The sequence below is a fragment of the Actinoplanes sp. NBC_00393 genome (assembly GCF_036053395.1).
Classification (GTDB): domain Bacteria; phylum Actinomycetota; class Actinomycetes; order Mycobacteriales; family Micromonosporaceae; genus Actinoplanes.
The window spans coordinates 1,934,042-1,959,595 of sequence record NZ_CP107942.1; the positions used below are offsets into that span (position 1 = coordinate 1,934,042).

Consider the following 25,554-nt stretch of genomic DNA (forward strand, 5'->3'; position numbering starts at 1 on the left):
TAGCATCTCGATCATGCGAATCTCCGCGCGGGCGATCCCGGCGTTCCTCGGTCCGGTGGTCGGCCTGCTGGCGGTCGCGGAGGCGTACCTCGATGTCGCTTTCGCCGCGAATGCGGTGGCTGTCTGGGCGCCCGGCGTGCTGCTGGGCGCAGGCATCGTCCTCGCCACCTGGTTCCCGGTGGCGGGCGCGCTGACCGCGGTCGCCTGCTTCCCGCTCGGCCTGCTGGTCGGCGCGCCGGACATCGGCGGCGCCGGCCTGATCGGGCTGATCGGCATCACCGCGTGGGCCGGCTGGCGGCTGCCGTGGCGCCGGTCGCTGCTGGTGCTCGCCGCGGCCATCGCGGCCGGCGTGGTCACCTCGCTGCTGGCCGGGCAGTCCGTCTGGGAGGGGATCTTCCAGCCGGTCATCCTGCTGCCCGGCTGGTTCCTCGGCGTGCTGAGCCGCACCAACGGGGAACGCGCCGCCGAACTGACCCGGCTGGCCGCAGCCCTCGACGCGGAACGCGAGCGCAACGCGGAAGCGGCGGTGGCGGCCGAGCGGACCCGGATCGCCCGCGAGGTGCACGACGCGGTGGCGCACTCGGTCAGCGTGATCACGCTGCAGCTCGGTGGGCTGCGCCGGCAGCTCACCGACCCGCTGCACCGCGAGATCGTGCAGAACCTGGAACGGCTCGGCCGGCAGTCGGTCACCGAGATGCGCGGGCTGGTCGGGATTCTGCGGGAGGAGACCAGCGTGAGCGCGCCCTCGCTGAACCGGGTGCACGAGCTGATCGCCGAGGTCGAGGCGGCAGGGCTTCCGGTTCGCCTCGAGGTCACCGGCTCGCGCGGTGAGGTGCCGCGGCTGTTGGACGCCTCCGCGTACCGGGTGCTGCAGGAGGCCCTCACTAACGTGCTGCGGCACAGTGGCGGGGCGCCGACGACGGTGACCATCGGCTACGCGCCTTCGCGGGTGACACTGGCGGTGATCAACTCGCCGGGTATCTGTTCGGATAAATCGGACTCGGGTGGGCACGGGATCATCGGGATGCGGGAGCGGGTGTCATTGTTCCGCGGCACGCTGCGGGCCGGTCCGTCGCCGGACGGTGGGTTCGCGGTGCACGCGACGTTCCCGGTGGAGGTGCCGGCATGATCCGGGTTGCTCTGGTCGACGACGAGGCGATGATCCGGGTCGGGCTGAAGATGGTGCTCAGCGGCGAAGACGACATTTCGGTGGTCGGGGAGGCGTCGGACGGGGACGAGGCGGCTGCGCTCGTTGCCCGTACCCGTCCCGACGTGGTCTTGATGGATATCCGGATGGCCCGGGTGGACGGGCTCACCGCGGCCCGCCGGATCGTCGACGAGTTCCCGGACAGCAAGGTCATCGTGCTGACCACGTTCGACGAGGACGAGCACGTGGCCGCCGCCCTGCGCGCCGGGGTCAGCGGGTTCCTGCTCAAGGTCGCCCCGCCGGAACAGCTGATCGACGCGGTCCGCACCGTCGCGGCAGGGAAGGGCCTGCTCGATCCGGCGGTGACGCTGCGGGTGATCGCCGCGTTCGCCGGCACGGAACCGCCGGCCCCGCCCGACACCGGCCTGCAGCAGCTCACTCCACGCGAGCAGGAGGTGTTGCGGCTGCTCGCCGAGGGGCTGACCAACGCTGAGATCGCCGCCCGGATGTACCTGGGGGAGGCGACGGTGAAAACCCACCTGTCGCGGATCCTGATGAAACTCGGCCTGAAGACGCGGGTTCAGGCGGTCGTCTACGCGTACCGGACCGGGCTGGCCCGTGGTTGAGTGGTCGCCGTGGACGGGCTTCTGACGGACAAGGTCGTACTGATCAGCGGCGGCACGCAGGGCGTCGGCGCGGGCATCGCCCGTGCGGCGGCCCGCGAAGGCGCCGCCGTCGTGGTGACCGGCCGGCGACGCTCGGCCGGCGAGACGCTGATCGCCGAGCTTCGCGGCCGGGGCGCACGCGCCGAATACGTGCCGGCCGACGTCGCCGATGTGGCTCAGGCCCGAAACTCGGTCGCCGTGGCCGTGCAGCGGATGGGCCGGGTGGACTGCCTGGTCAACGCGGCCGGGCTCACCGCCCGCGGCACCCTGCTGGACACCACACCCGAACTGTTCGACCAGCACATCGCGGTCAACCTGCGCGGACCGTTCTTCCTGATGCAGGCCGTCGTCGCCGACCTGCTGCGCCGGGAAACCGCCGGCACGATCGTCAACATCATCTCGACGTCGGAGCTGGGCGGCCAGCCGTACCTCGCCCCATATGTGGCGGCCAAGGCCGGCCTGGCCGGGCTGACCCGCAACGCCGCCCACGCCCACCGATTCGACCGAATCCGGATCAACGGCGTCGACATCGGCTGGACCGACACGGAGGGCGAGGACGCCACCCAGCGCACCTTCCACAACGCCGGCGACGACTGGCGCGAGCAGGCGGGCCGGGCGCTGCCGATGGGCCGGCTCAGCCAGGTGAGCGAGATCGCCGACTTCGTCGTCTTCCTCCTCTCCGACCGCAGCGGCGTAGTCACCGGTTCAGTAATCGACTGGGACCAGCACGTCCCCGGCGGCCGCGACTAGCCCTGGCCGGGCACCTCGCCCTTGGCAGGCGGTGCCTCTTTCCCAGCTGGCGGCACCTCGCCTTCGGCTGGCGGCACCCCCGCCCGCTTCGCCTTGGCCGGGCCTCGCTGCCTGCGCCGGCCGGTCGGTTCGTACCCGCCGGGTCGCTTCGACCGGTCGGCTCGGTCCTCGCTGCCTGCGCCGGCCGGTCGGTTCGTACCCGCCGGGTCGCTTCGACCGGTCGGCTCGGTCCTCGCTGCCTGCGCCGGCCGGTCGGTTCGTACCCGCCGGGTCGCTTCGACCGGTTGGCTCGGTCCTCCCTGCCTGCGCCGGCCGGGGTCAGTCCGGACCGAGGCGGGCCGGCGGGGCGTTGTGCGGCGTGATGATCTGGATCGCCGACGGGGTCCACGGCTGCCGGCCCGGGATGACCTTGCGGGCGCGCAGCACCGCCTGGCACGCGCGGCGCACGTCCTGGCGCAGGTCGTGGTGCAGGATCGCAGAGATCCGGCGCTGGCGTAGCAGGGGAGTGTTGTCGCCGTCGAGATCGTGCGCGATGAACACCGTGTAGCGGCGGCCCTCGGCCTGGAACGCGTCGACCACTGCGGCGGTTCCGCCGGCTCCGGCGTACATCGAATAGACAGCCTTGATCCCCGGATGCCGGCGCAGTGCAGCCCGCGCCGCCGCATAAACCGCCGAAGGCCGGTCCTCCGCATCGACGATGTCGATGCGCCGCCGTCCCGGCGCCAGCGAGCGCAACTCGGCGCCGAAGCCCACCTCCCGCTCGTCCTCGCCGCGATAGCCGCCCTCCCCACGCACGACCAGCACATCACCGGGTCGCTCACCCAGCCATTGCTGTACGAGGTACGCAGCGGTCGCCCCAGCGGCCCGATTGTCGATGCCCACGTAGACGGCCCGGTCACTGGTCGGCAGGTCGGTGACCAGGGTGACGACCGGAGTGTCCAGGCGGTTGACGGCCGCCACCACTGGCGGCACGTCCGGCGCCTTGAGGATCACACCGTGCGATCCGGTACGCGGCAGCCGTTCCAGCACCGTGAGGAGGTCGTCGAGGCCCGCCGGCAGGTGGAAGCGGGCACGGAAGACGATCGGCCGTAGCGCCGGCAACTCCGCCTCGACCGCGGCCCGGACAGCAGCCGAGAACCGCGGCGGCGCCTGCACCACGACGTCGATCATGAAGGTCCGGCCGCCCAGGACGAGCTGGGTACGCTGCCGGTCGAGGTCGTCGACGGCCCGTTGCACCTGCAGGATCGTGCTCTCCCGGACCCCGCCGCGCCCATGCAGCACCCGGTCCACGGTGGCCTCGCTCAGCCCGGCCTGGGCGGCGATCTCGCGGATCCGGTACCGCATGCCGTCCAGCCTGAGGGGATTTTGAGGGCTTTGACAAGGCCTGGCGGGGCCGTCACGTTCCTACATTGACTCCCATGACATGGTTCACCGCAGCAGACTGCGACCTCAAGGAATTCCGGGTCCTGGTCGAGCAGACCACCGACCCGGCCGACTATCCACACGCCGCATCCGTCGAGCGCAACGTCTTGATCTACGACGCCTCCTTCGCTGATCGGCATGCTGTGCAGGCCGAACTGGTTCGGGCTCTCACCGAGGGGCCGGGCATCGTGGTGTTCCGGGAGGCCTTCGCTCCGACCGTCGTCGACCGGGCCACCGCGGTCTTCCAGGAGATGATCGCGGCCCAGAAGGCGGCCGGAGTGGTCGGCGGCGACCACTTCGCCAAACCCGGCGCCAACGACCGGGTGTGGGGCGCCCTCGACAAGTTCGCGTTGCGCGATCCGGCAGCGTTCGCCGCCTACTACGCCAACGACGTGCTCGCCCTGATCAGCGAAGCCTGGCTGGGCACCGGCTACCAGGTCACCTCGCAGATCAACGTGGTCAACCCGGGCGGCAAGGCCCAGGTCGCGCACCGCGACTATCACCTGGGGTTCATGTCCCAGGCGCAGGCGCTGCGGTATCCGGCGCACATCCACCACCTCTCTCCGGCGCTGACCCTGCAGGGTGCGGTCGCGCATGTCGACATGCCGGTCGAGACCGGCCCGACGCTGTACCTCCCGTACTCGCACCGCTACCCGGCGGGCTACATCGCCTTCCACCAGCCGGAGTTCACGGAGTACTTCTCGGCCAACTATGTGCAGCTGCCGCTGCGCAAGGGCGACGCGGCCTTCTTCAACCCCGCGCTGTTCCACGGCGCCGGAACCAATCGCAGTGCCGGCGTACGCCGGATGGCGAACCTCCTTCAGGTGTCGTCAGCATTCGGCCGGGCGATGGAGGACGTGGACCGGGCCGCTATGTCGGCCGCGTTGTACCCGGTCCTGCGCTCGCTGACCTCCCCGCAGGAGGTGCGCAACGTGGTGGCGGCATCGGCCGAGGGATACGCGTTCCCCACCAACCTGGACCGCGACCAGCCGGTCGGCGGGCTGGCCCCGCAGACCCAGGCGGAACTCGTGCTGCAGGCGCTGGAGCAGCGCTGGAGCAGCGAGCGTTTCGCGGCCGAGCTGCGGGCACACACCGAACGCCGCGTCGCAGCACCCTAGCCGCCCAGCTGCTGGCAGGCGGATCATGGGGTGATGCGCCTGCGGATGGAGCTCTTCGTCGATGACATGGACACCACCATCGCTTTCTACGCCGATCTGCTGGGATTCCAACTGGTCCGGCAGAGCGCGGACTACGCCGTGATCCGCCGGGGACACGTCGTGCTCGGCCTCGGTCCGGTGGCCAAGCTGAACTGGCCGAACCCGGACGTGCTCAAGGGCGCGGGTGTGGAGATCGTCCTCGAACTCGACGACGTCGCCGATGTCTCCGCCCTGCACGAGCACTGCGCAGCGCGCACCTCCGGAGTCGAGCCGCTCCGGCTGCAGCCATGGGGCCTGCACGACTTCCGGCTGCGCGACCCCGACGGCTACTACCTGCGAGTGACCCACGGCGACGCGGACGCCTCAGAGCTGAGCCCTCGTTAGCCGGGCTTGCCGACCGCGTACCGAATACGGATCACGTCGGCCGGCCAGCTCTCGGTCTCGACGACCTGGAGCGGCACTGGTCGATCACCCGAACCGAGCAGGGGAGTGCCTGCTCCGAGGGCGATCGGCGCGACGAACAGCTCCAACTCGCCGACCTCACCGGCGGCCAGCAGGGACCGCATCAGCCGCACACTGCCCCAGACGATGGTGTCGCCCGCGCGCTGCTCCCGGACGTGCTTGACGGCGTCGGGCACGATCCGGGCCGGCGCGTGCTCACCCCAGGGCGCCTGTGTCAGCGAGGTCGAGCAGACCGTCTTGGGCATGCTGTTCACCAGCTGCGCCATCGGCTCGTCGCCGGCCGACGGCCAGAACGCCACGAAGATCTCATAGGTCCGGCGGCCGAGCAGCACCTCGTCGACGCTTTCCAGCAGGGCGAGGTTGTGGGTCTCCGAGGCGGAGAAGTCCCGCACCGCCGCGAAGACGTCCCCCTCGCCGCCGGGCCCGGCGACGAACCCGTCCGCCGAGATCCACTGCTGGACGATCACCCGGCCCATCAGCGGGGCCCCAGCTCGGTGCGCCCGTCGATCAGCTCACGGGCGGCGTCCAGATGGCCGGCGTGCCGGGCGGTCTCCTCGATCATGTGCAGGATGATCCGCCGCAGGTCGGTGGTCTGCGAGGCGAGCGGCTCCTCCGGGTGCCGGCCGACCGGCGCGGCGGTGAGCGGTGTGGCGGCGATGGCCTCGTCCCCGATCCGGCACTGCTCGCGATAGAAGTCGAGGACCGTGTCGACCGGACGTGGCGTGGTCAGCGGGGGAGTGTCGTCATCCGGCCAGGGCATCGGCGTGACCGCACCGGTCAGGACCTGCTGGAACCAGTGCCGCTCGGCGTGCCCGAGATGCTCCACCAGCCCGAGTGGGCTCCAGCCGGAAGGCAACACCGCCTTGCGCAGCTGCCCCTCGTCGAGGCCCTCCAGAATGGCCTCGACGCTGGCCCGCTGGTACCTCAAAAACTCCTGAAGCACGGCCTTCTCGTCATCGATCCCCGTCATGCCCCGCAACCTAACAGCCACCCCCGACATTTTCGGCTGTCACCAGCTCGATGATCCGGTCGACGTACTTGCGGCGCTCGTCAGCCGTACCGGGCACGACCTGGGGTGCGGCATGCGCAAGCTGCGCATGGCCGAGGTAGGCACTCACCGCGAGCAAACCTCGATGCCGGGCCTCTTCGACCGGCAGGCCGAGGGCCTCGAAAAGCTCTGCCGTGTACGCCACGCGCCGCTCGGTCACCCGCGCGAGTACCGGTGCCACATGCGGATGGTCGGCCGTGGCGAGCATGGCCAGCTCGATCGAGTCGGCCTGCGGGCTCGCCGTCGACTCCATCACCGTGGCGATCAGCGTGCGCAGCTTGGCGAGCGGGTCGGTCTGCGCCTCCACCAGCGCGATGACCGCGTCGGTGTGGTCCTGCTCCCAGCGTTGCAGGGCGGCTTCGATGAGTGCGTCCCGGTTGGCGAAGTGCCAATAGAAGCTGCCCTTCGTTGCGCCGAGGTGGGTGGCCAGGGGCTCGACGGACACGGCAGCCAGACCACCACGGGCCATGGCGTCCAAGGCGGCGGACGTCCAGTCACCGACAGTGAGCCGGTTCGCGGGCTGCTTTTTGGGGCGGCGCTCGACCATCTCCATACGGTACGGTACGGAGCAACATACGCCACCGTATGGATTCGCCCCCCAGTGGAGGAGCCATGGCAGTCATCGAGAATGTCCACGAGCGGGTCCTGAGCGCTCCGGCGCCGGCCGTCGGCCGGCTGATCGACCGGCTCGGCTCCGACGGCGACCCACTCTGGCCGTCGCCCACCTGGGTGCCCATGCGGTTCGACCGGCCACTCGGCGCCGGCGCCGTCGGCGGGCACGGCCCGGTGCGCTATCGGGTGACCGCCTACGAGCCGGGGCGCCGCGTCGAGTTCACCTTCGATCCGAAGATCGGCCTGCGCGGCACCCACACCTTCGAGTTGCTGGAGCGCGGCCCGGAGTCCTGCCTCTTGCGGCACCGGTTGGTCGCGACTCCGGTCGGCGCCATGCGCCTGCTGTGGCCGGCTTTGATCCGTTCGTGTCACGACACCGTCCTGGAGCATCTGCTCGACAATGCCGAGCGGGTCGTCACCGGCACGGTGTCACGCCCGGTGCGCTATCCGTTGCGTGCTCGCCTCGCCGTGGCCGTCGAGAGCGTCCGGTTGCGCGCGGTTCCCGTCCCCGAGCAGGCCGCGCTGCTGCATGCCGCGCTGCCCCGGCCGGATCTCGCTGACGCCTTCTCCGTGCGGGTCCCACCGGGCGTCAGCGCCGACCCGCAGGCCTGGGCCGACGGCATCTTCCGCAACCCACCGCCCGTGGTTGCCGCCCTGCTGCGCCTGCGCAACGCCCTCGTCACCCCACTGGGCATCGAGCGCGGCGACAGCTCAGCCTTCGACACCGTCGCCCGCACCGACCGTGAGGTCCTGCTCGGCGTCGATGCCGCACACCTGGACTTCCGGGCCGATGTCCTGGTCGAGCCGGATGAGGACGGCACGACCGTCACCCTGTCGACGCACGCCACGGTCCGCTCGCGGGCCGGTCGCGCCTACCTCGCTGTCGTGCGTCTCTTTCACCCACCCGTGGTCAAGGCCATGCTGCGGCGTGCGGCCCGCGTCGCCGTCGCCCCACCCGGGCCCGGCGCTCGCCCCGAGGTGGCCGTTGCTCATGGCTGATCAGCAGCGCATGCGGGCTACCTCTTCGAGGACCTCGTACATCGCGTCGTCCGGCGACCGGGGCACCCCGCACTCGATGACGCCACCGGTCGGGACACGCCATGACTTGACCGTCCCGGCCGTGGTGGCACCGCCGCAGTCGTAGGTGAACGGCACGGCGATGGTCTCCAGCGCGTCGAACGTGATGAACCGGCCGGGTCCGTCGACGGTCGTCTTGTCCTCGGCCGACAGGTGGTAGACCCTGCCGTATTCGGGCAGCTGCCATTCGGTGCCGAGGTGCTGGGAGAGCTTGTCGTAGACGTACTCGCTGGGCACCGGACCCTGGGCGACGACCTCGATTTCGTACGAGCGCAGTTCCTGGGGTGATTCGAGTGGTCCGCCCTCGGCCGCCGTGATCTCGGTGACCGCGGAGACACCGGTAAGGAGGTAGTCCTTGGTCGTCTCGCCGAATTGCACGGTGCCAGCCGTGCATGCCGGGCTGGGCGACGGTTGCGGCGTGGGCTGGGACTCAGCGGTGCAGCCACCGAGCAGCAAGGTCACCAGGGCGCATGACGGCACTGTCCTGAGCACGGGAAAGATCGTATGGCAGATCCGGGCCATGGGTGCCTCGGCACACCCGGCACAGCGGGCGAGTCGCATCTTCCGGGCGAATCGTGGACGGAACGTACGAATGCATCTCGTACTCGATGTGCTCGATCACGGCCCGGTCGGTGCGCCGGTGGAAACAGCGGTGCGGGCGCCCGGTGGGGTATGCGTCCGCCACGGCTCTCGCCGGATACACCAGCGTCGAGACCGGCGCGTCGTCGCAATCGGCGGAGTGAACCATCACCGCAGGATCGTATTCGTGACTCATCGGGGTTCCCTCCGTTCCGCCGCCGAAGGCTCTTGAAGCTTCCGGTACTGAGACTTCAAGGCTGTTGACCGACCCGGCCGGCCGCAACATTCCATCGGGTGAAATCCATGCCGGAGCCTGGAGACGGCCATGATTCTTGGAGACCATTCCATGAGGGAGGAACGAGCCTTCCACCACAGGGGGAACGTGCCGTATGTGAACCGGATGAGGGACGCCGATGGACGTCGACCCTGGAAGTACCGTGCCGAGACGGCAGCTCGGCCGGTACCTCCGACAGCAGCGAGAACGCGCCAAAGTCACCGTACGCTCAGCAAGCGCTCACTTGGAGTGCTCGACACAAAAACTTTGGCGGATCGAGAAGGGCGCGGTCCCGGTCCGCGGCACCGACGTCCGGGAGCTGTGCCGGCTCTACGACACACCGCCGGATCTGACCGAGGTGCTGGTCAGTCTGGCCCGGCAGACCAAGGAGAAGGGGTGGTGGGCCGCGCACGGCGACGCCGTCCCCGAATGGTTCGACCTGTACCTCGGACTGGAATCGGCAGCCGTCCACATTCGTACCTATGAGCCCAACCTCGTGCCAGGGCTGTTGCAATCCCACGCCTACATGGCGAGCGTGATTGCCGCCGACCGGCCGCACCTGACCGACGACGAAGTGCAGCAGAGAATCGAAATCCGGCTCCAGCGGCAGGGGCTGCTGTCCCGGCACTTCCCGCCGGCGCCCCGATTCGACGCCATCGTCTCCCAGGCCGTTCTGCTGTCCCGGCCGGAAACGCCGGGCGCCCTGCAACAACAGCTCTGGCATCTGGTGAAAGCGAACGAGCTACCAAACGTATCCGTTCGGGTGCTCCCCCTTTCCGGTGGGCCGCACCGCGCGTCCGTGTCCGGCGCGTTCACCATCCTAGATTTTCCGTCATCCGCCGACGGAACCGGCGGAGAACCTCCCACGGTCTACTCGGAAAGCCTCACCGGGAGTCTCTATCTGGACCGGCCGAAGGAACTCGACGTCTACGAGCAGGCATGGTCGGCCCTCACGAGCCGGGCGCTCACCGAGGACGACTCGGACGAAATGATCACGCGAATCATGAGACAGCAAGAGGAGATGAACCGATGACAGAGGTTGACCTGTCCGGAGCCACCTGGCACAAGAGCCGGCGTTCCGGTGCGGAAGGCAATTGCGTCGAGGTCGCGGACAATCTGCCGCACATCGTTGCTGTGCGCGACACGAAGGACCGGGACGGCGGGACTCTCACGTTCTCGCCGGGCGTCTGGTCCGCCTTCCTCGACGACATCAAAGCAGGGAAATTCGACATCTAGCTCAGCAGCGTCGACGAAACAGTCCGAGGGCACGGATGCGCTCGGACTGTTTTGGCGACGCTTTCCCAGGTGCCATCGGGCCAAAATGTCCGGGCCGCCGGGGAAAGGTGCGTCCCCGCAGGGGAGACAGTGCTCGGGTCGATGCGTTACCGTGCTGCGTCAAGATCGCAAGGGGGGCGTATCACGATGGCCGACATCGAGGCAGGGCAGTTCAGCACCGTTCGCCGGGTCGACGTCGGCACTCCGGCGGCGATGGTGCTCACCGTCGACGCTGTCGCCCTCCTTGTGGTTGCCGTCGTCGGCGTTCCGTTTCTGGCTTTCTTCTTCGGTGACGAGGACGGTGGCTGGCAGCGCCTCTGGCCGCTGTTCACCGGTTGGTTCGTGGCCGCCCTGCTCGGCGCGGCGTGCACCGCCGCGGTCTTCGGTCTCGCCGGCCACGGACGTTTCGACGCCCGCCGGACCGGTATCGCCGCCGCCCTGGGCACCGCGGTGGCATCTCCTGTCGTGGCCGTCACCGCGACGGCGAACACCACGCTGCTGTTGCTGGCGTTGCCGTTCGCCGCCGCGAACCTGGCGGTCGCGGCCGCACTGCGCTACCCGGAGCGCACCGCCGGGCTGGCCGTGCGGCTCGGTTTCGGCCGCACCGAAACGGAGCCGGTTGACACGGCCGAATCCGGGCCGGGCGACCTCGAGCCGACCAACCCGCAGCCGGGCGAGCCCGAGCTGAACGAATCCGTGCCGGGCGAGTCCGGACCGGGCGATCGCGAGATCGACGGCCTCGAGAACGAACCCGAGTTCGACGAGTTCGAGACGGAATCCGATCGCGTCGCCGTTCGGGCCGCACCCGAGCAGGATGCTGCCGGCGAGCCTGCCGAGGGGGAGAGCAGGCCGACCCTGGATCTCCAGATCGGCGCGACCCGAGCCGCCCGCACGAGGGCCGCGGTACTGAAGCGGCGCACGCGCGGCCAGGCAGCGCTCCGGACCTTCGACGGGGTTCGCCTGCCGCGGCGAGCCCGCACCAGGCGCTGACCGTCAGCCCGGCGCCGACCTCGGCCCGACACTGGCTGTCAGCCGCGCCGACCTCGGCCCGGCACTGGCCGTCAGTCTGGCGCCGACCTCGGTCAGACACTGGCTGTCAGTCTGGCACCGACCTCGGCAAGACACTGGCTATCGGCCTGGCGCGGAGATGGTGATTCCGGTGAGCCGCTCCGATTCCCGCCACAACCGCTGCTGCACGTCAGGATCATGCGAGCGGGCGCTGGACGACACCGTCACTGGGCTGCCGGTGAATTGCCACCAGCCGGACGGCCCGTAGAACTCGCCGCCGCGCGCCTGCGGATCGGCGGCCGCTCGCAGCGTGGTCAGGGCGCCCTGTTCGGCGCTCTGCACCAGCCGCGAGATCAGCCATCGCAGTCGCCGGTGGCCGAGGAGGTTCTGCTGGCCGGGGAAGCGGCGATTGAGTTCGGTCTGCGCGTTCCCGGGATGGGCGGCCACCGAGATGGTCGGCGCCCCGGCCAGCCGTCGCTGCAGTTCGTAGGCGAACAGCAGGTTCGCGAGCTTGGACTGCGCATAGGCGGTCCGCCACCGGTAGCGGCGTTCAAGCTGCAGATCGTCGAAGTGGATGACGCCCTGACGATGCGAAACGCTGGACACCGTCACCACCCGCGAGCCCGGTGTGGCGAGCAGCCGGTCCAGCAGCAGGCCGGTCAGCGCGAAATGCCCGAGATAGTTGATGCCGAGGTGTGCCTCGAAGCCGTCGGCCGTAAGGCGGCGCTCCGGTGACATGACGCCGGCATTGTTGATCAGCAGGTCCAGGCGTGGATGGCGGTCCCGCACCTCCGCGGCCGCCCGGCGGATCGCGTCCAGCGAGCCCAGGTCGCATTCGACGCAGGTCACGTCCGCGCCGGGTGTGGCCGCGGTGATCGCGGCGACAGCGTCGGCGGCCCGGCCCGGATCGCGGCAGGCCAGCACGACCGTGGCGCCGCGGGCGGCGAGCACTTCGGCCGTCGCGAAACCGAGGCCGGTGTTGGCGCCGGTGATCACCGCGACGCGTCCGTGCTGGTCCGGCACCGCGGCAGAAGTCCATCGAGCGGTGGGCGACTCCATGAGGGCCGACGTTACGCCGAAAGCGCGGAGGTGTTGGCCCGTCGATCGACGATGGCCTACATTGATCCGGATCTTGGAGGGGCGGGCTTCGCTCGTACCGTGCCTGGTTTGATCTGGAATTGGGGGGTTAGCGTGCGACCGCGGTCCGCTGCCGGCTGGACGATTGCGATCTTCGGAGCGATGGCTGCGCTGCTGGGCGCCGTCGGTCTGATCTGGCCGGAGGTCGTGCTGAGCAGTCTCGGCTTCGAGATCCTCGAATCCGGGGCGCGGGCGGACGGCGACTACACGCGGGTGTTCATGGCGGCATCGTCGATGGCCTCGCTGAACATGGGCGTCTACTACCTGGTTGCGGCGGCCACCGAATGGCGGCCGTTCTTCCGTTTCACCGTGGCGTTCCGGCTGCTCACGCTGGTTGTCTTCAGCAGCCTGATCGTGCTGGACGTGGCCCCCGCCCGCTTCCTCGGCGTGGCACTGTGGGAAGGCGCCGGCGCGCTCGCCACCGGCCTCGCCCTGCTCTACGACAGCCGCCAGGGGCGCCGGCTCAGCCCGTGAGGGCACGCAGGGCAGCAGCGGTCAAAACCCCGATGAGTACGGCGAGCAGCAGCGGAACCCGCAGCAGACGTGCCCCGACGACGGCTGCCAGCGCGGCCGGAACTGTCCAGTCCACCTCTGCCCAGCGGCGGCCGAGCACCTCGACCACCACAAGGCCGGCGAGCAGCGCCGGGGCGAGCAGGGCGATGACGCCGACGCTCCATCGTGGCAGCTCGCGGTCGCCGAGCAGAGCGGGACCGGTGGCCTTGACCAGGAAACTGCCGGCCGCTACGGCGAGGATGGCGATCCACAGAGTCATGACCGGGCCACCTCCGGCGTATGTTTCCGGCCTCTACGCTTGGTCATGCCCGGGCCTCCTCAGGTTCGTCCGCGGCTGACGGCACCCGGCTGCGCAGCCCGACGAGAGCGCCGATGGTGGCGCCGACCAGTGCCACCCCGGCCGGAACCCACCACAGCAGAGCGGCGGCCACCGCCCCGCCGAGCAGCGCGGCGATCAGGGCGGACCGCGCGGATCGCAGCTCGTCCAGCAGTAGGGCCAGGAAGAAGGCGGGGAAGACGACGTCGAGCCCGAGGGCCTTGACGAGGTCCATCGACGGCGCCGCTACCACTCCGACGACCGTGCCGGCCACCCACGCCGGCCACTGCACGATCGTCGCGCCGAACATCTTCCACCGGTCGAAGCGCCCGCCGCCCAGGTGCGCGGCCACCCACGATCCGTCCACCACGGCCTGGCCCTGCAGTGCCCGGCGGAAGCGCCCACCGGACAGGCTCGGCCCGACGGCCAGCCCCATCGGCAGGAACCGCGCGTTGATCAGCATGGCTGCCGCGAACGCTGGAACCAGCCCACTGCTGCCGGCCAGCGCGGTCAGCAACGCGAACTGGGCCGAACCCGAGAAGATCAGAATGGACGCCACGATCGCGGCGACAGCGCTCCAGCCCTGCTCCCGCGCTGTGGCGCCGAAGGTGATGGCCAGGACGAACCCCGCTGCGGCGAGTCCGGCACCGACGCGCATGCCGCCGAGAAAGCTCTGTTTCTTGTCGTGCACCTACGGCGAGTACCCGGGTGGCTCCGGGCCGATGCTCAGCCCGGCGTTTTTGTCGGACCCCACCGGTAGTTTCTGCGGCATGACGCTGTTCAACGACGCTGTTCTCCGGCGACGGCCCGGATGGCACGCACCGCTTCTGCGACGCCTCCCGACCAGGGTGTGCCATGGCCGGGCAGCAGCCACTTCGCCTCCAGGTGCTCGAGGCGGCTCAGCGATGCCAAGGCCTCCGCCGGGTCGTCGGTGAACGGCGCCGGCTGCGGGCCGCGCTGCCCGGTCAGCACGTGGCGGGTGGTGAGCCCGTCGCCCACGAAGATCGCGTCCGCGATCGGCACGTGGATCGCGATGCTGCCCGGCGAGTGTCCCGGCAGGCCGATCACCTGCGGCGCGCCCGGCAGGTCGAGCACGTCGCCGTCCTTCACGCTGATCACTTCGGAGAGATAGGTGGTGCGCAGACCGCCCTTCCGCATGGCGTACCAGAGGAAGCTCGCCATCGCGCCCAGCTTGACCGGTCCCCAGGAGGGCTTGGTCTTGACCTCGCCGCGCGCCCGGGCGGCGTCCGCTTCGTGGACATACACCGGCACGCCGTGATCGCGGCGCAGCCGTTCGGCGAAACCGAGATGATCGGTGTCGCCGTGGGTGAGGACCACGCCGCGGATGTCGGCGACCGAGCGGCCCATGCCGGCAAGCTCGGCTGTGAGGTCGTGCCACTGGCCGGCGAGCCCGGCGTCGATGACGGTCACACCCTCCGGGGTGTCGACGAGGTAGGCGGCAACGATGTCGTTTCCGATGCGGTGCAGGTGCGGACCCAGTTCCATGATGGCTATGCTACGTAGCTATGATGGCTATGGTCAATAGCCATGGGCTGCTGGCGGTGGTGTCGTCCGACACTCTGCCGTTTGCAGCCGTCGATATCTGTGCGGTGCCAGGGAGGACTGTTATGCCGACGCCTGATCGGACCTCGCTCGACGCGATCGTTCAAGCGGGGCGCGACATTCTGGAGTCGGCCGGCGTGTCCGGCCTGACCATGCAGGCGGTGGCCGAGCGGGTCGGCGTTCGCGCGCCGTCTCTCTACAAGCGGGTGCGCAATCGGGACGAGCTTGTCCGCCTGGTCGTCGAGGCCACGGTTCGTGATCTCGGCGAGCGCCTTGAGGAGGTCGGCTCCTCGGCAGCGCCGGGACACGACCGTCTGGGCGGCGATGTGCACGGCTCCGGTTCGAGAACGCGGGGCTCCGGGTCCGGCCCGGAGAGCTCTGGGTCTGATCCTCGCAGTGAACTCGTCGAACTGGCGCGGGCGTTTCGGGACTTCGCTCATGCTCGCCCGGTGGCCAGCCAGCTGATCTTCGCGCCCAAGACGGACGAGGCCAGCCCGGCTGTCGGCGAGCTGGCCAAGGCGGTCGCGCCGGTGCTCCGGGTGACCGCGACCCTTGCGGGGGAGCAGCACGCCCTCCAGGCCGCACGCACGTTCACCGCCTGGGCCTACGGCTTCATCACCATGGAGCTTGCCGGCGCCTTCCAACTGGGCGGCGATGTGGGCGATGCCTTCGAGTTCGGCATATCCCGTCTCACCGATGCTCTGGACTCACGCTGAACGCCTTCGCATCACCTTCGGTGACCGCTGGCCGGCCGCCGAGACCTGCTAACCGAAGAGCCGGGAACACCGATCTTGGTACGGACCCGCTGGTTGCGCTGATCCTTCGGTGCGGCCGTGCCCGCGCCGGCCGTGGTAGGCCGCGCGGGCGTAGTGGGCCGGTTGCGGGCGTGGTGGGCGGGTGCGGCCGTGGTGGGCAGTGCGGGGTGATTGACGGCGCGGGCGTGGGTTGGCGCTCGACCCCTGCCTGAGCCCGGCGGTCGCGGTGGGGTCTGGCTCGGGCAGGTGATCGCGCGGTAGTTCGGGGACGGGAAACATGCGGGTGGGACGGCGTTTGCCCGTACCGGAAGGGGGTGAGCGGTAGGTGCAGCCGGGGTCGGGTTATGGGTTGGGCTGGGTGGCAGGCTCGCGGTGCCATTCGGCGATGGCGGCTGAGGTCTGCGCCGCGGTCAGCATGGTGTCGCTGGCCCAGGCGATGTAGGTGTCCGGGCGGATCAGGATCATGGCCGCGCCGGGGAGGGTGGGACAGTGCAGGTTGTGGACTGACGGGTGGCCGAGGGCCAGCGGCGTGCGGGTCACCAGGGTGAAGCGGCCGTCGCGGAGGTGTTCGTAGAGGCGGGTACCGCCGCAGTCAACGTCGGGCATGCGGTGGCCGGCCAAGGCGTGGGGCCGGGCCGCGCTGGCACCCGCACCGGACGCGCTGGCACTCGCACCGGACGCGCTGGCACTCGCGCCGGAGGCCCTGGCACTCGCGCCGGAGGCCCTGGCACTCGCGCCGGAGGCTTCGGCACCCGCACCGGAGGCTTCGGCGCTTGCGCCGGAGGCGCTGGGATGAGTGGCCGGGTACTTGATGCCGATGCCGCTCATGCGTTCGGCCATGACCAGGCGGCTGCGGCGGAAGCGCAGGATCGTCCGGATCGCGAAGGCCTGCAGGGCGTTGCGCCACTTCGACTGGCCCAGCACCAGGCGGTTGAAGGTGTCGGTGAGCTTGAGGACCTGCTCGCCGACCGGGTGGCGTTCGCCCTGGTAGGTGTCGAGGAGGCCGGGCGCGGCGGTGCCGTGGACGGCGGCGGCCAGTTTCCAGCCGAGGTTCATCGCGTCCTGGATGCCGGTGTTCATGCCCTGGCCGCCCAGCGGCGAGTGGACGTGTGCGGCGTCGCCGGCCAGGAAGACCCGGCCGACGCGGTAGCGGGCGGCCTGGCGGCGTTCGCTGAGGAAGCGGGTGCTCCAGCGGGGTTCGCCCATGCCCAGGTCGCTGCCGGCGATGCGGCGGAAGGCGTCGCGCATCTCGTCGCCGGTGACCGGTTCGGACAGGGGTGCGCGGTCGCGTTTGCGGTCCCAGGCGATCACCCGGAACCAGCCGTCGCCGAACGGGACGGCGATCACCGCGCCGTCGGTGTTGGTGCGGGCGAACATCGCCTCCGGCGGCGGTTCGGCGAGGCGGGAGTCGGCGAGCAGGATGTGGGTCTCGTACTGCTTGCCGATGAACTCGACGCCGAGCAGGCCGCGGATCGTGCTGTGTGCGCCGTCGCAGCCGACCACGTAGCGGGCGCGTTCCACCCGGTCGCCGACCTGCAGGGTGACGCCTTCGTCGTCCTGGCGCAGGCCGGTCACCGCGGCGTCCCGGACGATCTCCACGCCCAGGCGTTCGGCGCGGGCCTGCAGGACCTTCTCGGTGCCGCTCTGCGGGGCGATGAAGATCATCGGGTAGCGGGTGTCCAGGATGTCCAGGTTCAGGGAGGCGCCGGGGACGGGAGCGACGCTGGGCACGCGTACGCCGTGGAGCAGCACCTCGTCGGCGAGCCCGCGGGCATCGAGCAGTTCCAGGGTGCGGGCGTGCACAGCGAACGCCCGCGTGATGTTGGGTTCTTCGGCGCGCCGTTCCAGGAGCCGGCAGCGGACCCCGGCGAGCGCCAGTTCACAGGCGAGGGCGAGCCCGGTCGGTCCGGCGCCCACCACGATGACATCTGCGGTATTCATGCCCTGCAGCCTGCGCGAACACGGCAGGCGCTCGAATCAGCGTATTCACCGGTTACGATCGGCCCATGCTGCACGGCAGGCAGCGGGAGTGCGCGCTCATCGACGATCTGCTGGCCGCGGCCGGCAACCGGCGCAGCGACGCGCCGGACCGCCAGGACGCTGCGGCCGGCGAGCGGCGCAGCGACGCGCCGGACCGCCAGGACGCTGCGGCCGGCAACCGGCGCAGCGACGCGCCGGACCGCCAGGACGCTGCGGCCGGCAACCGGCGCAGCGACGCGCCGGACCGCCAGGACATTGCGGCCGGCGAGCGGCGCAGCGGCGTCCTGGTGATCAGGGGTGAGGCCGGCATCGGCAAGTCGGCGCTGCTGGCGTATGCGGCGGAGCACGCCACCGGCATGCGGATCTTGCGCGGCACCGGCATCGAGTCGGAGTCGGAGTTCCCGTTCGCCGCGGTGCACCAGCTGCTGCGCCCGGTCGCCGACCTGATCGACGCGATTCCGGCCCGGCCGGCGGCGGCGCTGCGCGGCGCGTTCGGGATCGGCCCGGCCGGCGGCGAGGACCGGTTCCTGATCTCCCTGGGCGTGCTCAGCGTGCTCGCCGAAGCCGCCGAGGACCGCCCGCTGCTGTGCCTGATCGACGACGCGCACTGGCTGGACGGCGCGTCGGCGGGCGCGCTGACCTTCGCCGCCCGCCGGCTGGACGCGGAGGGTGTGGTGCTGCTGTTCGCCGCCCGGGAAAGGTTCGATGCCGGCGCCCGGTTCGACGCCCCGGGACTGCCGGAACTGCCGCTGACCGGCCTCGACCCGGTGGCGGCTGGCGCGCTGCTCGCCGAGCGGGTCGGCGCGGACCTGCCCATCCCGGTACGCGACAGCCTGGTCACCAGCACCGCCGGCAACCCGCTCGGCCTACTCGAACTGCCCGCCTCCCTCTCCACCGACCAGCTCACCGGCCGTGAGCCGCTGCCCGACCGGCTGCCGGTCAGCGCCGAGGTCGAGCAGGTCTTCCTGGACCGGGTACGCCGCCAGGACCAGCCCACCCAGACGTTGCTGCTGCTCGCCGCGGCCGAGGACAGCGGCGAACTCGGCGTGATCCTGCAGGCCGCCGAAGCTCTGGGGGTGCCGACTGGGGCAATCGACGACGCGGAGAAGGCCGGTCTGATCCGGGTCGACGGCCGGACGATCACCTTCTGTCATCCGCTGGTCCGCACCGCCGTCTACCGCGGCGCCACGTTCTGGCAGCGCCGCGACGCCCGGCACGCGCTCGCGGCCGCCCTCGACTCCCCGGACGACGCCGACCGCCGGGTCTGGCATCTCGCCGCCGCAGCGCTCGGCCCGGACGAGCAGGTCGCCGCTGAGCTGCAACAATCCGCCGAACGGGCCAGGCAGCGCGGGGGTCACGCCGCAGCCGCCACCGCCTACGAGCGGGCGGCCACACTCACCACGTCCACCGGGCTGCGCGGGGAGCGGCTCGCGGACGCCGCCGAGGCCGCCTGGCAGGCGGGTTTGCCGGGCCGGGCGAGCGCGCTGCTGGACCGGGCCGGCCCGCTGGTCACCGTCGCGCCGGCCCGCGCCCAGGTCGAGCATCTGCGCGGAACCATCGAGGGCACCTGTGGCGAGCTGACCACGGCGTACGCGATCCTGCTCTCGGCGGCCGAACCGGTCGCCCTGCTGGACCCGGTGCGGGCTGCCCGGATGCTCACCGAGGCCGGGCAGGCCGCCTGGCTGGCCGGCGACGTGCCGGGCCTGCACGAGGTGGCGCGGCGGCTGGCCGCGCTGCCGGTCCCGGACGAGGCTGTCCCGCTGAGCGCGGAGCTCGTGCTCGGCTTCGACAACCTGCTCAGCGGCGATACGGCAGCCGCGGTCGTGCACCTGCGCGACGCCGCCGGCCGCGCCGGGCACACCTCCGATCCCCGCGCGCTGATGCTGACCGCTGCCGGGGCCCTGTTCCTGGGCGACGACGCCGTCGCGATCGGACTGTTCACGACGGCGGTGGCCCGGGCGCGGGCGGCGGGCGCGGCCGCGATGCTGCCGCCGCTGCTCGCGCCGCTCTCCTCGCTGGAGGCGTGGACCGGCCGGTACAGCGCGGCCACCGCGCACGGCGCCGAGGGCCTGCGGATCGCGGTGGAGACCGGGCAGGACAACCCGGCCGCCCATCTGCGCAGCGTGCTGGCCTGGACGGCCGCGGTGCAGGGTGATGAGGAGCAGTGCCGGGAGTACGCGTCCGCAGCACATTCCCACGCCCTCGAGCACCGGATCGGCCCGGCTGCCGGCATCGCGTCCTGGGCACTGGCCCTGCTGGATCTGGGCGCGGGCCGTCCGGAGAACGCCGCCGACCGTCTCGAGGCCCTCGCCATTGCCGGCCCCGGCGAGTCGCACCCCGTGGTGCGGGCGTTCTCGGCTGCCGATCTGGTCGAGGCCGCGGTGCGTACCGATCGGCCGACCCTGGCGCAGAGTGCTCTCGCGCGCCTGGAAACCTGGGCCGAAGCGACCGGCTCGGCTTGGGGCCGGGCCCTGACCGCACGCTGTCACGGCCTGTTGACCGGCGAGGACGACCACTTCGACGAGGCGCTGCGCCGGCACCGGCACGGCGGCCGGCCGTTCGACACGGCCCGCACCGAGCTGCTGTACGGCGGAATCCTGCGCCGCCGCCGCAAGCGTGCCGAGGCCCGGGTGCACCTGCGCGCCGCCCACGAGACCTTCGACCGGCTCGGCCTGCCGACCTGGGCCGACCTGGCCCACGCCGAGCTGCGCGCCACCGGCGAGACCGCCCGCAAACGCGAACCCGGCACGATGCACCAGCTCACCCCGCAGGAGGTGCTGATCGCCCGGATCGTCGGCGAGGGCGCCACCAACCGCGAGGTCGCCGCCCAGTTGTTCCTGAGCCCGCGTACCGTCGACTACCACCTGCGCAAGGTGTTCACCAAGCTGGACGTCTCGTCCCGGGCCGACCTGATCAAGCTGGTGGCACAGTCCGACCGGTGACTTCACTGATGCGAACGTTCCACCGAGGACCTGGCAGGATGGACCGATGAGGGTGGCCGGTGCGATGCTCAGCGCCGTCCTTCTCGTCCTCGCCGGATGCATGCCCACGCCGGTGCCGCTCACCGGCGCCCTGCTCGTCCTGCAGGCGTCCTGCGCGAGCCCGTGCACCTACTGGTTCGAGTATTGGGCGGACGGCACGACGCGGATCGCCATCACACCGGACCGTCGTTCGGCCGGCGGCGAGATCTCCGAGACGATCAGCGGGCTCGCGCCGGACACCGTCTATCGCACACGGTTCTGCAGCGCGGACTTCTGTGCCGGGGTCTCCGGTGCGCCGAGTCTGCCGGGGGTGATTCCCGATCCGGGCGATCTCAGCGCGACCCGCAACTACCGGACGGCCGGTCCGGGCACGGTGGCGACGACGGATCTCGGGCGGCCGCTGTCCGAGGCGGACACTGCGACGCGCCCGATCTCGCGGGACGGCGGGCTCAGCGCCGCCTGGTCGGCGACCGAGAGCCTGTGGTTGTTCGGGGACACGTCGCAGCGCAACGGGCCGGTTTTCCTGGCTGGGACGACGGCGGCGGGTGGAGCGTACGCTCGCGGTTCGGTGCCGACCGGCCTGCGCGAGGTGCCGACGCCACCGGCCGCGCACCCATCCGGGCAGACCGGCCCGGCGCCCTTCCTGCCGGCGCCGCAGGGCCTGCGCGCTGACGCGCAGCAGACCTGCGACGGTTTCGACCGCTATGCGGCCTCCTGGCCGTTGGGTCTCGCGCGCCTTCCCGGCAAAGATCAACTGCTGATCGTGTACGCCGAGACGTGCGTGATTTCGCAGACCCGGATGCCCCTGCAGCGGCTCGTCCTGGCCGTCTACGACCCGGTGGCCAACCAGTTCCTCTCCAGCGCCACGCCGTTCGCGGCGGTGCCGTTGGAGGCGGGCCTGCCGGCCGCGCAGCAGCTCGGCTCGCCGGTCTTCGGCGGCGACGGACACCTTTATCTGTACGCCAACGACGTCGAAACCGGCGACATCCTGATGGCACGGGTCGGCGCGGACCCCGCCTCCTGGGCCGACGCTGCGAACTACCGCTGGTGGAACGGCCAGTGGACCCCGAACCCGGCCGAGGCGGTCTCGGTCGCTGCGGTGCCGTTCGCCGGATCGGTGCAGGTCGCCGACTACACCGCGACCGGTTCGCACCGCTTCGCCATGGTCGTGCTGACCGGCTTCGGCGTCGGCGGGTTCCAGGTCCTGGAGGCGTCGTCGCCGGCCGGACCGTGGACGCCGACGGTGGCCGGCCGGGTGCCGGACCCGTGCTCGCCGGTCGGCTACGGGTGCTACGCGCTGCACGGTCACGCCGAGCTCAGCACCGACGACCGGTTGCTGTTCTCCTGGTACAGCCCGACCGACCTGGACGGCTTCGCCCACCTTCGGGTCGGGTCGGTGCCCTGGTGAGGGACCGCGCCAGTAGGGTCGTCGGATGATCGAATCGCAGCGTGAGCCGGTGCCGCGTAACGACGGCGGCGAACTCGACACCGCCCTCGCCTTCCTGTCCTTCGCCCGCTCCTGCGTGCTCAAGAAGGTCGACGGGCTCAGTGACGAGCAGCTCAGCCGCCGTCTGGTCGCCTCCGACACCACGCTGCTGGGCCTGGTGCAGCACCTCGCCGACGGCGAGCGGTACTGGTTCGGCCACACCTTCGCCGGCGACCCGGCGGACCCCGAACTCGACTTCGCCATGGTGGTCCGGCCCGGCCGATCGTCGTTTGAGGTCATCGCCGACTACCGGGCGGCGATCGTGGACAGTGACGCGATCCTGTCCGCGGCGGCGGGGCCCGAGGCGCCGACCGCCGAGCAGATCGACGGCTCACCGCGTACGTTGCGCTGGGTGCTGGCTCACATGACCAGCGAGACCGTACGGCACGCCGGGCACGCCGACATCCTGCGCGAAATGATCGACGGCGTCACCGGTCGCTGACGCCCGGTCACGGTTGGGTTGCGACTGGCTGAATCGCCGGCGGAGCAGAGGTTGCGGGGCGGCAGCGTGATCGGCCGTGCACTAGGGTTGCCGCAATGTGGCTTTCCCGCCTGGTGCGTAAACATCACGAAGCGGTCAAATTCCTCGTGGTCGGCGGGATCTGCTTCCTCACCACCACCGTGATCAACTACGCGCTGAAGCTGACCGTGCTGCACGAGAAGCCGGTCACTGCCCTGGCCGTGGCCACCCTGGTCAGCACCGTCCTGTCATATGTGCTGAACCGCGAGTGGTCCTTCCGGACCCGGGGCGGCCGGGAGCGGCACCACGAGGCCGCCCTGTTCTTCTCGGTGAGCGCGGTCGGCATCGTCCTCAACTCGGTCCCCCTCGCGATCTCGCGGTACATGCTGCACCTGCAGGTCCCCGAGGTCACCCGGCCGGTGCAGGAGATCGCCGACTTCGTCAGCGGCATCATCCTCGGCACGCTGCTCGCGATGTGCTTCCGGCTGTGGGCCTTCAAGCGGTTCGTCTTCCCGCAGGCCGAGGCGCGGCCACCCCGGCAGACCCGGCGCACCGGCCGCGGCCCGCGCAGCGCCGTGGTGCAGCACGAGCCGGCCCGTGACGGTGTGGACGAGGTGCTCTGACCCGATCATCCGGTCTTCCTGACCGGTTGAACCTTCGTTGGTGTGGCGAGGTATTCGAAGGTGTCGGCGGCCATCCGTAAAGGGTCGGCAGCCGAACCCCTACCGAACACATCCATCGAGGAGATCGTGATGACCGTTCTTACCGACGCCCGCGCGGAAGCCCTGTTCACCAGCCCGCTGGCGACCGGCAGCAGCCCCGCACGCGAGGTCGTGGAGGCCGCCATCCGGCATGCCGTCCGCATGCGCGGCGGTGTGCGCGGGTGCGCCGCGGACGTCGCCACCGAGTACGGCGACCATCCCGAGCTGGCCGTCCCGCGGATGCGCTGGGCGCGCGGCGTGATCGAGCATCTGTACGATGGCCGCCCTCGCCCATCCGCTTGGGCGCTGGTCGGCTGAATTGCGGCCCGGGCGCACACTGACCCTGTGTCCGGGAAACGAGTCTCCGTTCCGCCGCGCTGGATCGTCCGGCTCGCCTGGTCGGTGCACCGCGGCCTGCATCGCATCTCCGGCGGCCGGCTCGCCCTGCGCCGCCCGCGCCACGGCCGGTACGGCCTGATGCGCCTCACCACCCGGGGACGCCGCAGCGGCCAACCGCGCAGCGTGATCCTCGCTTACCTGGAGGACGGGCCGAACCTCACGACGCTCGCCATGAACGGCTGGAGCGACGGCGAGCCGGCCTGGTGGCTCAACCTGCTGGCCGACCCGGCCGCGCAGATCGAACTCCGCGACGGCACGCGGCCGGTGCACGCCCGCGCGGCCGCGGGCGCCGAGCACGACCAGCTCTGGCAACGCTGGCGCGAGGTCGACGAAGATCTGGATGCGTACGCGGTCCTACGCTCTACCCCGACAGCGGTGGTGATCTTCGAGGAGCGGTAGCGCATGACCGGGTTCGACACGGCGGGGGAGCTGCGGTCACGTCTGGGCGACCGGTCCGGGGTGTGGGAGTTCCTGCGGCTGTTCAGCGTCGCGTGGGAGTTGCCCGCCGAGCCGGTCGCGGCGGATCTCTCGTCGCCGGTTGCGCTGCGTGAGGCGTACGCATGCTGTGGTCTTCTCGATCCTCGCGGCACCGAGGTCAAGGACGGCGCGTTCGTCTTCCACTGGACGGATCCGCTGATCGCCGACACCGGCTGGGGCATCCCGGTAACCGCGCTGGACGAGCCGGATCCGTCGGTGGTCATCGACACCGGGTCGGGTTGGCAGCCGTACCTCGACCGGCTTTCGCTGGCCTGCGTGGATCTCGCGCTCACCGCGGCGATCGAGCAGGGTGACGACGAATTGTGCAACGCCTGCGAGCTGTCGCCGGAGGAGGTGCCCGCGGTGATGGCCCGGTTCGATCGGGTGCCGCTGCCGGATCTGCCGATGTGGATCGACGTGGAGGAATCGCCGGTCCGCTGGTACTCGCGGCCCGGCGCGCTCCTGCGCACCCACGGTGACGACTGGGCCTGGTTGTGGGTACGCGCGCAGACCCCCGCCGGGCTGGCGGAGGTCTACGCGGGGGTGCCGAGCGACCGCTGGAGTCAGTGAGACAAGGCCAGGGACTCCTCGGCGGCGGTCACCTGCGGCGCGGTGCGGCGCAGCAGCCGGACGCCGATCAGGGCGAGCGGGGCGCAGCACAGCGCGCCCACGATGCTGCCCGCGGCCGGGGCGACCATGGCACCCACCATCGGGCCGGCGATCATCGGGAGCAGCGCCACCGGGGTGGCCCACCAGCCGATCACGCCGTTGCGGGCCAGGCCGGCCATCAGGACCGCCGGCATCAGCAGACCCAGGATCGTGCCGGTCCGCAGCCAGATGTTCAGCGACGGGTCCCCGTTGATCTGCTCGAAGACCGCGACCGACTGGTCCAGGCCGGCGATGTTCGGCATGGCCGCGAACACCCAGTCGGAGAACAGCATGCCGGACATCTGGATCGCGCCGAACGCGGTGGCGGCGACACCGACCGTGGTCAGCGTCCGGCCCCGGTCGCCGCGCAGCAGGGTGAGCACGGCGGGGACGGCGATGGCGATCGCCACCCAGTAGTAGTGGAAGAAGTTCGCCGAGAGTATCGACAGGCTCTCGTCCTTCGCGAGGGAGGCCAGGTAGGCGGCGTCCGAGTCGCCGTCCTGCGGCGGCGAGGTGAGCATCGCGCCGAGCAGCAGCAGCGGCGTCGAGATGAGGGCGGCGCCGGCGAGGCGGCGAAGGTTCTGGCTGGTGTTCGTCATGCCGAGAAAACTATTGATCCACCCCGGTCCGGCGGATCGTCGTGCAAGTCCGATCATGCTGCG

Annotated in this window: 30 protein-coding genes; 18 read left to right on the forward strand and 12 right to left on the reverse strand. The window is 70.9% G+C overall.

What is annotated here, in order from left to right; translation table 11 throughout:
• Positions 1-13: 13 nt before the first annotated feature.
• The 3 genes from OHA21_RS08800 to OHA21_RS08810 are packed head-to-tail and all read left to right on the forward strand — an operon-like array spanning position 14 to position 2,562.
• Positions 14-1,129 (forward strand): sensor histidine kinase, encoded by a 1,116-nt coding sequence (locus tag OHA21_RS08800; RefSeq protein WP_328472040.1) that lies wholly within the window; start codon positions 14-16, stop codon positions 1,127-1,129.
• A complete protein-coding gene (locus tag OHA21_RS08805; RefSeq protein WP_328472042.1) occupies positions 1,126-1,773 on the forward strand; it encodes a response regulator transcription factor in 648 nt (215 codons plus the stop codon). The genes OHA21_RS08800 and OHA21_RS08805 overlap by 4 nt, the downstream gene beginning before the upstream one ends.
• 9 nt (positions 1,774-1,782) lie before the next feature.
• The gene (locus tag OHA21_RS08810) at positions 1,783-2,562 is read left to right on the forward strand and encodes an SDR family oxidoreductase (protein ID WP_328472044.1); all 780 of its coding nucleotides are present in this window, start codon (positions 1,783-1,785) and stop codon (positions 2,560-2,562) included.
• Between the two features lie 318 nt (positions 2,563-2,880).
• Here OHA21_RS08810 and OHA21_RS08815 read toward each other — a convergent pair whose 3' ends face one another.
• Positions 2,881-3,906 carry a LacI family DNA-binding transcriptional regulator gene (locus OHA21_RS08815; RefSeq protein WP_328472046.1) on the reverse strand — a complete coding sequence of 342 codons (1,026 nt, stop codon included), beginning with the start codon at positions 3,904-3,906 and terminating at the stop codon, positions 2,881-2,883.
• Positions 3,907-3,980: 74 nt separating this feature from the next.
• Here OHA21_RS08815 and OHA21_RS08820 point away from each other — a divergent pair, with 74 nt between their 5' ends.
• On the forward strand, positions 3,981-5,102 hold the full coding sequence (locus tag OHA21_RS08820) for a phytanoyl-CoA dioxygenase family protein (RefSeq protein WP_328472048.1): 1,122 nt from the start codon (positions 3,981-3,983) through the stop codon (positions 5,100-5,102).
• 33 nt (positions 5,103-5,135) lie between these two features.
• Positions 5,136-5,525, forward strand: coding sequence for a VOC family protein (locus OHA21_RS08825; RefSeq protein WP_328472050.1), 390 nt, complete (start codon positions 5,136-5,138; stop codon positions 5,523-5,525).
• Here OHA21_RS08825 and OHA21_RS08830 read toward each other — a convergent pair.
• From OHA21_RS08830 to OHA21_RS08840, 3 genes are read right to left on the reverse strand one after another with little or no spacing between them, the layout of a single operon-like run.
• A complete protein-coding gene (locus OHA21_RS08830) occupies positions 5,522-6,079 on the reverse strand; it encodes a dihydrofolate reductase family protein (protein ID WP_328472052.1) in 558 nt (185 codons plus the stop codon). The genes OHA21_RS08825 and OHA21_RS08830 overlap by 4 nt on opposite strands.
• Positions 6,079-6,573: a DinB family protein gene (locus OHA21_RS08835; protein WP_328472054.1), complete on the reverse strand. Its 495-nt coding sequence runs from the start codon at positions 6,571-6,573 to the stop codon at positions 6,079-6,081. Before OHA21_RS08835 ends, OHA21_RS08830 begins: the two co-directional genes overlap by 1 nt.
• Before the next feature lie 10 nt (positions 6,574-6,583).
• Entirely contained in the window at positions 6,584-7,198 is a 615-nt protein-coding gene (locus OHA21_RS08840; protein WP_328472056.1) for a TetR/AcrR family transcriptional regulator, read from the reverse strand.
• Between the two features lie 65 nt (positions 7,199-7,263).
• Between OHA21_RS08840 and OHA21_RS08845 the strand changes: the two genes are divergently transcribed.
• Positions 7,264-8,262: a DUF2867 domain-containing protein gene (locus OHA21_RS08845; protein WP_328472058.1), complete on the forward strand. Its 999-nt coding sequence runs from the start codon at positions 7,264-7,266 to the stop codon at positions 8,260-8,262.
• On the opposite strand, the gene OHA21_RS08850 is transcribed toward OHA21_RS08845, so the two are convergent.
• Entirely contained in the window at positions 8,263-8,718 is a 456-nt protein-coding gene (locus OHA21_RS08850) for a hypothetical protein (RefSeq protein WP_328472060.1), read from the reverse strand.
• A gap of 52 nt (positions 8,719-8,770) precedes the next feature.
• Positions 8,771-9,115: a hypothetical protein gene (locus tag OHA21_RS08855; RefSeq protein ID WP_328472062.1), complete on the reverse strand. Its 345-nt coding sequence runs from the start codon at positions 9,113-9,115 to the stop codon at positions 8,771-8,773.
• Between the two features lie 217 nt (positions 9,116-9,332).
• On the opposite strand from OHA21_RS08855, the gene OHA21_RS08860 reads away from it, so the two are divergent.
• From OHA21_RS08860 to OHA21_RS08870, 3 genes are all read left to right on the forward strand, one after another.
• The gene (locus OHA21_RS08860; RefSeq protein WP_328472064.1) at positions 9,333-10,226 is read left to right on the forward strand and encodes a helix-turn-helix domain-containing protein; all 894 of its coding nucleotides are present in this window, start codon (positions 9,333-9,335) and stop codon (positions 10,224-10,226) included.
• Positions 10,227-10,237: 11 nt separating this feature from the next.
• Positions 10,238-10,429: a DUF397 domain-containing protein gene (locus OHA21_RS08865; RefSeq protein WP_328478345.1), complete on the forward strand. Its 192-nt coding sequence runs from the start codon at positions 10,238-10,240 to the stop codon at positions 10,427-10,429.
• 129 nt (positions 10,430-10,558) lie between these two features.
• On the forward strand, positions 10,559-11,458 hold the full coding sequence (locus OHA21_RS08870; RefSeq protein WP_328472066.1) for a hypothetical protein: 900 nt from the start codon (positions 10,559-10,561) through the stop codon (positions 11,456-11,458).
• 138 nt (positions 11,459-11,596) lie between these two features.
• On the opposite strand, the gene OHA21_RS08875 is transcribed toward OHA21_RS08870, so the two are convergent.
• Positions 11,597-12,535 carry an oxidoreductase gene (locus OHA21_RS08875; protein ID WP_328472068.1) on the reverse strand — a complete coding sequence of 313 codons (939 nt, stop codon included), beginning with the start codon at positions 12,533-12,535 and terminating at the stop codon, positions 11,597-11,599.
• Between the two features lie 180 nt (positions 12,536-12,715).
• Between OHA21_RS08875 and OHA21_RS08880 the strand changes: the two genes are divergently transcribed.
• Positions 12,716-13,087 carry a hypothetical protein gene (locus OHA21_RS08880; protein ID WP_442875080.1) on the forward strand — a complete coding sequence of 124 codons (372 nt, stop codon included), beginning with the start codon at positions 12,716-12,718 and terminating at the stop codon, positions 13,085-13,087.
• Here OHA21_RS08880 and OHA21_RS08885 read toward each other — a convergent pair.
• From OHA21_RS08885 to OHA21_RS08895, 3 genes are all read right to left on the reverse strand, one after another.
• Positions 13,077-13,385, reverse strand: coding sequence for an AzlD domain-containing protein (locus tag OHA21_RS08885; RefSeq protein WP_328472070.1), 309 nt, complete (start codon positions 13,383-13,385; stop codon positions 13,077-13,079). The genes OHA21_RS08880 and OHA21_RS08885 overlap by 11 nt on opposite strands.
• 43 nt (positions 13,386-13,428) lie before the next feature.
• The gene (locus OHA21_RS08890) at positions 13,429-14,133 is read right to left on the reverse strand and encodes an AzlC family ABC transporter permease (RefSeq protein WP_328472072.1); all 705 of its coding nucleotides are present in this window, start codon (positions 14,131-14,133) and stop codon (positions 13,429-13,431) included.
• Positions 14,134-14,222: 89 nt separating this feature from the next.
• Positions 14,223-14,948 carry an MBL fold metallo-hydrolase gene (locus OHA21_RS08895; RefSeq protein WP_328472074.1) on the reverse strand — a complete coding sequence of 242 codons (726 nt, stop codon included), beginning with the start codon at positions 14,946-14,948 and terminating at the stop codon, positions 14,223-14,225.
• A gap of 20 nt (positions 14,949-14,968) precedes the next feature.
• On the opposite strand from OHA21_RS08895, the gene OHA21_RS08900 reads away from it, so the two are divergent.
• Positions 14,969-15,721 (forward strand): TetR/AcrR family transcriptional regulator, encoded by a 753-nt coding sequence (locus OHA21_RS08900; RefSeq protein ID WP_328472076.1) that lies wholly within the window; start codon positions 14,969-14,971, stop codon positions 15,719-15,721.
• A 381-nt stretch (positions 15,722-16,102) separates the two neighbouring features.
• Here OHA21_RS08900 and OHA21_RS08905 read toward each other — a convergent pair whose 3' ends face one another.
• Positions 16,103-17,701 (reverse strand): FAD-dependent oxidoreductase, encoded by a 1,599-nt coding sequence (locus tag OHA21_RS08905; protein WP_328472078.1) that lies wholly within the window; start codon positions 17,699-17,701, stop codon positions 16,103-16,105.
• Positions 17,702-17,766: 65 nt separating this feature from the next.
• Between OHA21_RS08905 and OHA21_RS08910 the strand changes: the two genes are divergently transcribed.
• The 7 genes from OHA21_RS08910 to OHA21_RS08940 all read left to right on the forward strand — a co-directional run bounded on the left by OHA21_RS08910 (position 17,767) and on the right by OHA21_RS08940 (position 24,814).
• Positions 17,767-20,682 carry a helix-turn-helix transcriptional regulator gene (locus OHA21_RS08910; RefSeq protein WP_328472080.1) on the forward strand — a complete coding sequence of 972 codons (2,916 nt, stop codon included), beginning with the start codon at positions 17,767-17,769 and terminating at the stop codon, positions 20,680-20,682.
• 46 nt (positions 20,683-20,728) lie between these two features.
• A complete protein-coding gene (locus OHA21_RS08915; protein WP_328472082.1) occupies positions 20,729-22,129 on the forward strand; it encodes a hypothetical protein in 1,401 nt (466 codons plus the stop codon).
• Between the two features lie 25 nt (positions 22,130-22,154).
• Positions 22,155-22,649, forward strand: coding sequence for a DinB family protein (locus OHA21_RS08920; protein ID WP_328472084.1), 495 nt, complete (start codon positions 22,155-22,157; stop codon positions 22,647-22,649).
• A gap of 95 nt (positions 22,650-22,744) precedes the next feature.
• Positions 22,745-23,290 carry a GtrA family protein gene (locus OHA21_RS08925; RefSeq protein WP_328472086.1) on the forward strand — a complete coding sequence of 182 codons (546 nt, stop codon included), beginning with the start codon at positions 22,745-22,747 and terminating at the stop codon, positions 23,288-23,290.
• Between the two features lie 129 nt (positions 23,291-23,419).
• The gene (locus OHA21_RS08930; RefSeq protein WP_328472088.1) at positions 23,420-23,686 is read left to right on the forward strand and encodes a hypothetical protein; all 267 of its coding nucleotides are present in this window, start codon (positions 23,420-23,422) and stop codon (positions 23,684-23,686) included.
• Positions 23,687-23,713: 27 nt separating this feature from the next.
• Complete coding sequence (locus tag OHA21_RS08935; RefSeq protein WP_328472090.1) at positions 23,714-24,166, forward strand: nitroreductase family deazaflavin-dependent oxidoreductase; 453 nt, start codon at positions 23,714-23,716, stop codon at positions 24,164-24,166.
• A 3-nt stretch (positions 24,167-24,169) separates the two neighbouring features.
• Positions 24,170-24,814 (forward strand): hypothetical protein, encoded by a 645-nt coding sequence (locus OHA21_RS08940; RefSeq protein WP_328472092.1) that lies wholly within the window; start codon positions 24,170-24,172, stop codon positions 24,812-24,814.
• On the opposite strand, the gene OHA21_RS08945 is transcribed toward OHA21_RS08940, so the two are convergent.
• Positions 24,808-25,491, reverse strand: a complete 684-nt coding sequence (locus OHA21_RS08945) for a hypothetical protein (protein ID WP_328472094.1) — start codon at positions 25,489-25,491, stop codon at positions 24,808-24,810. The genes OHA21_RS08940 and OHA21_RS08945 overlap by 7 nt on opposite strands.
• Positions 25,492-25,554: the final 63 nt, after the last annotated feature.

Bases quoted from the DNA above. Each gene is read 5' to 3' on its own strand.
- OHA21_RS08800 (WP_328472040.1), top strand. From the start codon at position 14: ATGCGAATCTCCGCGCGGGCGATCCCGGCGTTCCTCGGTCCGGTGGTC.
- OHA21_RS08805 (WP_328472042.1), top strand. From the start codon at position 1,126: ATGATCCGGGTTGCTCTGGTCGACGACGAGGCGATGATCCGGGTCGGG.
- OHA21_RS08815 (WP_328472046.1), bottom strand. From the start codon at position 3,906: ATGCGGTACCGGATCCGCGAGATCGCCGCCCAGGCCGGGCTGAGCGAG.
- OHA21_RS08820 (WP_328472048.1), top strand. From the start codon at position 3,981: ATGACATGGTTCACCGCAGCAGACTGCGACCTCAAGGAATTCCGGGTC.
- OHA21_RS08825 (WP_328472050.1), top strand. From the start codon at position 5,136: ATGCGCCTGCGGATGGAGCTCTTCGTCGATGACATGGACACCACCATC.
- OHA21_RS08830 (WP_328472052.1), bottom strand. From the start codon at position 6,079: ATGGGCCGGGTGATCGTCCAGCAGTGGATCTCGGCGGACGGGTTCGTC.
- OHA21_RS08835 (WP_328472054.1), bottom strand. From the start codon at position 6,573: ATGACGGGGATCGATGACGAGAAGGCCGTGCTTCAGGAGTTTTTGAGG.
- OHA21_RS08840 (WP_328472056.1), bottom strand. From the start codon at position 7,198: ATGGTCGAGCGCCGCCCCAAAAAGCAGCCCGCGAACCGGCTCACTGTC.
- OHA21_RS08845 (WP_328472058.1), top strand. From the start codon at position 7,264: ATGGCAGTCATCGAGAATGTCCACGAGCGGGTCCTGAGCGCTCCGGCG.
- OHA21_RS08855 (WP_328472062.1), bottom strand. From the start codon at position 9,115: ATGAGTCACGAATACGATCCTGCGGTGATGGTTCACTCCGCCGATTGC.
- OHA21_RS08860 (WP_328472064.1), top strand. From the start codon at position 9,333: ATGGACGTCGACCCTGGAAGTACCGTGCCGAGACGGCAGCTCGGCCGG.
- OHA21_RS08875 (WP_328472068.1), bottom strand. From the start codon at position 12,535: ATGGAGTCGCCCACCGCTCGATGGACTTCTGCCGCGGTGCCGGACCAG.
- OHA21_RS08880 (WP_442875080.1), top strand. From the start codon at position 12,716: ATGGCTGCGCTGCTGGGCGCCGTCGGTCTGATCTGGCCGGAGGTCGTG.
- OHA21_RS08885 (WP_328472070.1), bottom strand. From the start codon at position 13,385: ATGACTCTGTGGATCGCCATCCTCGCCGTAGCGGCCGGCAGTTTCCTG.
- OHA21_RS08895 (WP_328472074.1), bottom strand. From the start codon at position 14,948: ATGGAACTGGGTCCGCACCTGCACCGCATCGGAAACGACATCGTTGCC.
- OHA21_RS08900 (WP_328472076.1), top strand. From the start codon at position 14,969: ATGATGGCTATGGTCAATAGCCATGGGCTGCTGGCGGTGGTGTCGTCC.
- OHA21_RS08905 (WP_328472078.1), bottom strand. From the start codon at position 17,701: ATGAATACCGCAGATGTCATCGTGGTGGGCGCCGGACCGACCGGGCTC.
- OHA21_RS08910 (WP_328472080.1), top strand. From the start codon at position 17,767: ATGCTGCACGGCAGGCAGCGGGAGTGCGCGCTCATCGACGATCTGCTG.
- OHA21_RS08915 (WP_328472082.1), top strand. From the start codon at position 20,729: ATGAGGGTGGCCGGTGCGATGCTCAGCGCCGTCCTTCTCGTCCTCGCC.
- OHA21_RS08920 (WP_328472084.1), top strand. From the start codon at position 22,155: ATGATCGAATCGCAGCGTGAGCCGGTGCCGCGTAACGACGGCGGCGAA.
- OHA21_RS08925 (WP_328472086.1), top strand. From the start codon at position 22,745: ATGTGGCTTTCCCGCCTGGTGCGTAAACATCACGAAGCGGTCAAATTC.
- OHA21_RS08930 (WP_328472088.1), top strand. From the start codon at position 23,420: ATGACCGTTCTTACCGACGCCCGCGCGGAAGCCCTGTTCACCAGCCCG.
- OHA21_RS08940 (WP_328472092.1), top strand. From the start codon at position 24,170: ATGACCGGGTTCGACACGGCGGGGGAGCTGCGGTCACGTCTGGGCGAC.
- OHA21_RS08945 (WP_328472094.1), bottom strand. From the start codon at position 25,491: ATGACGAACACCAGCCAGAACCTTCGCCGCCTCGCCGGCGCCGCCCTC.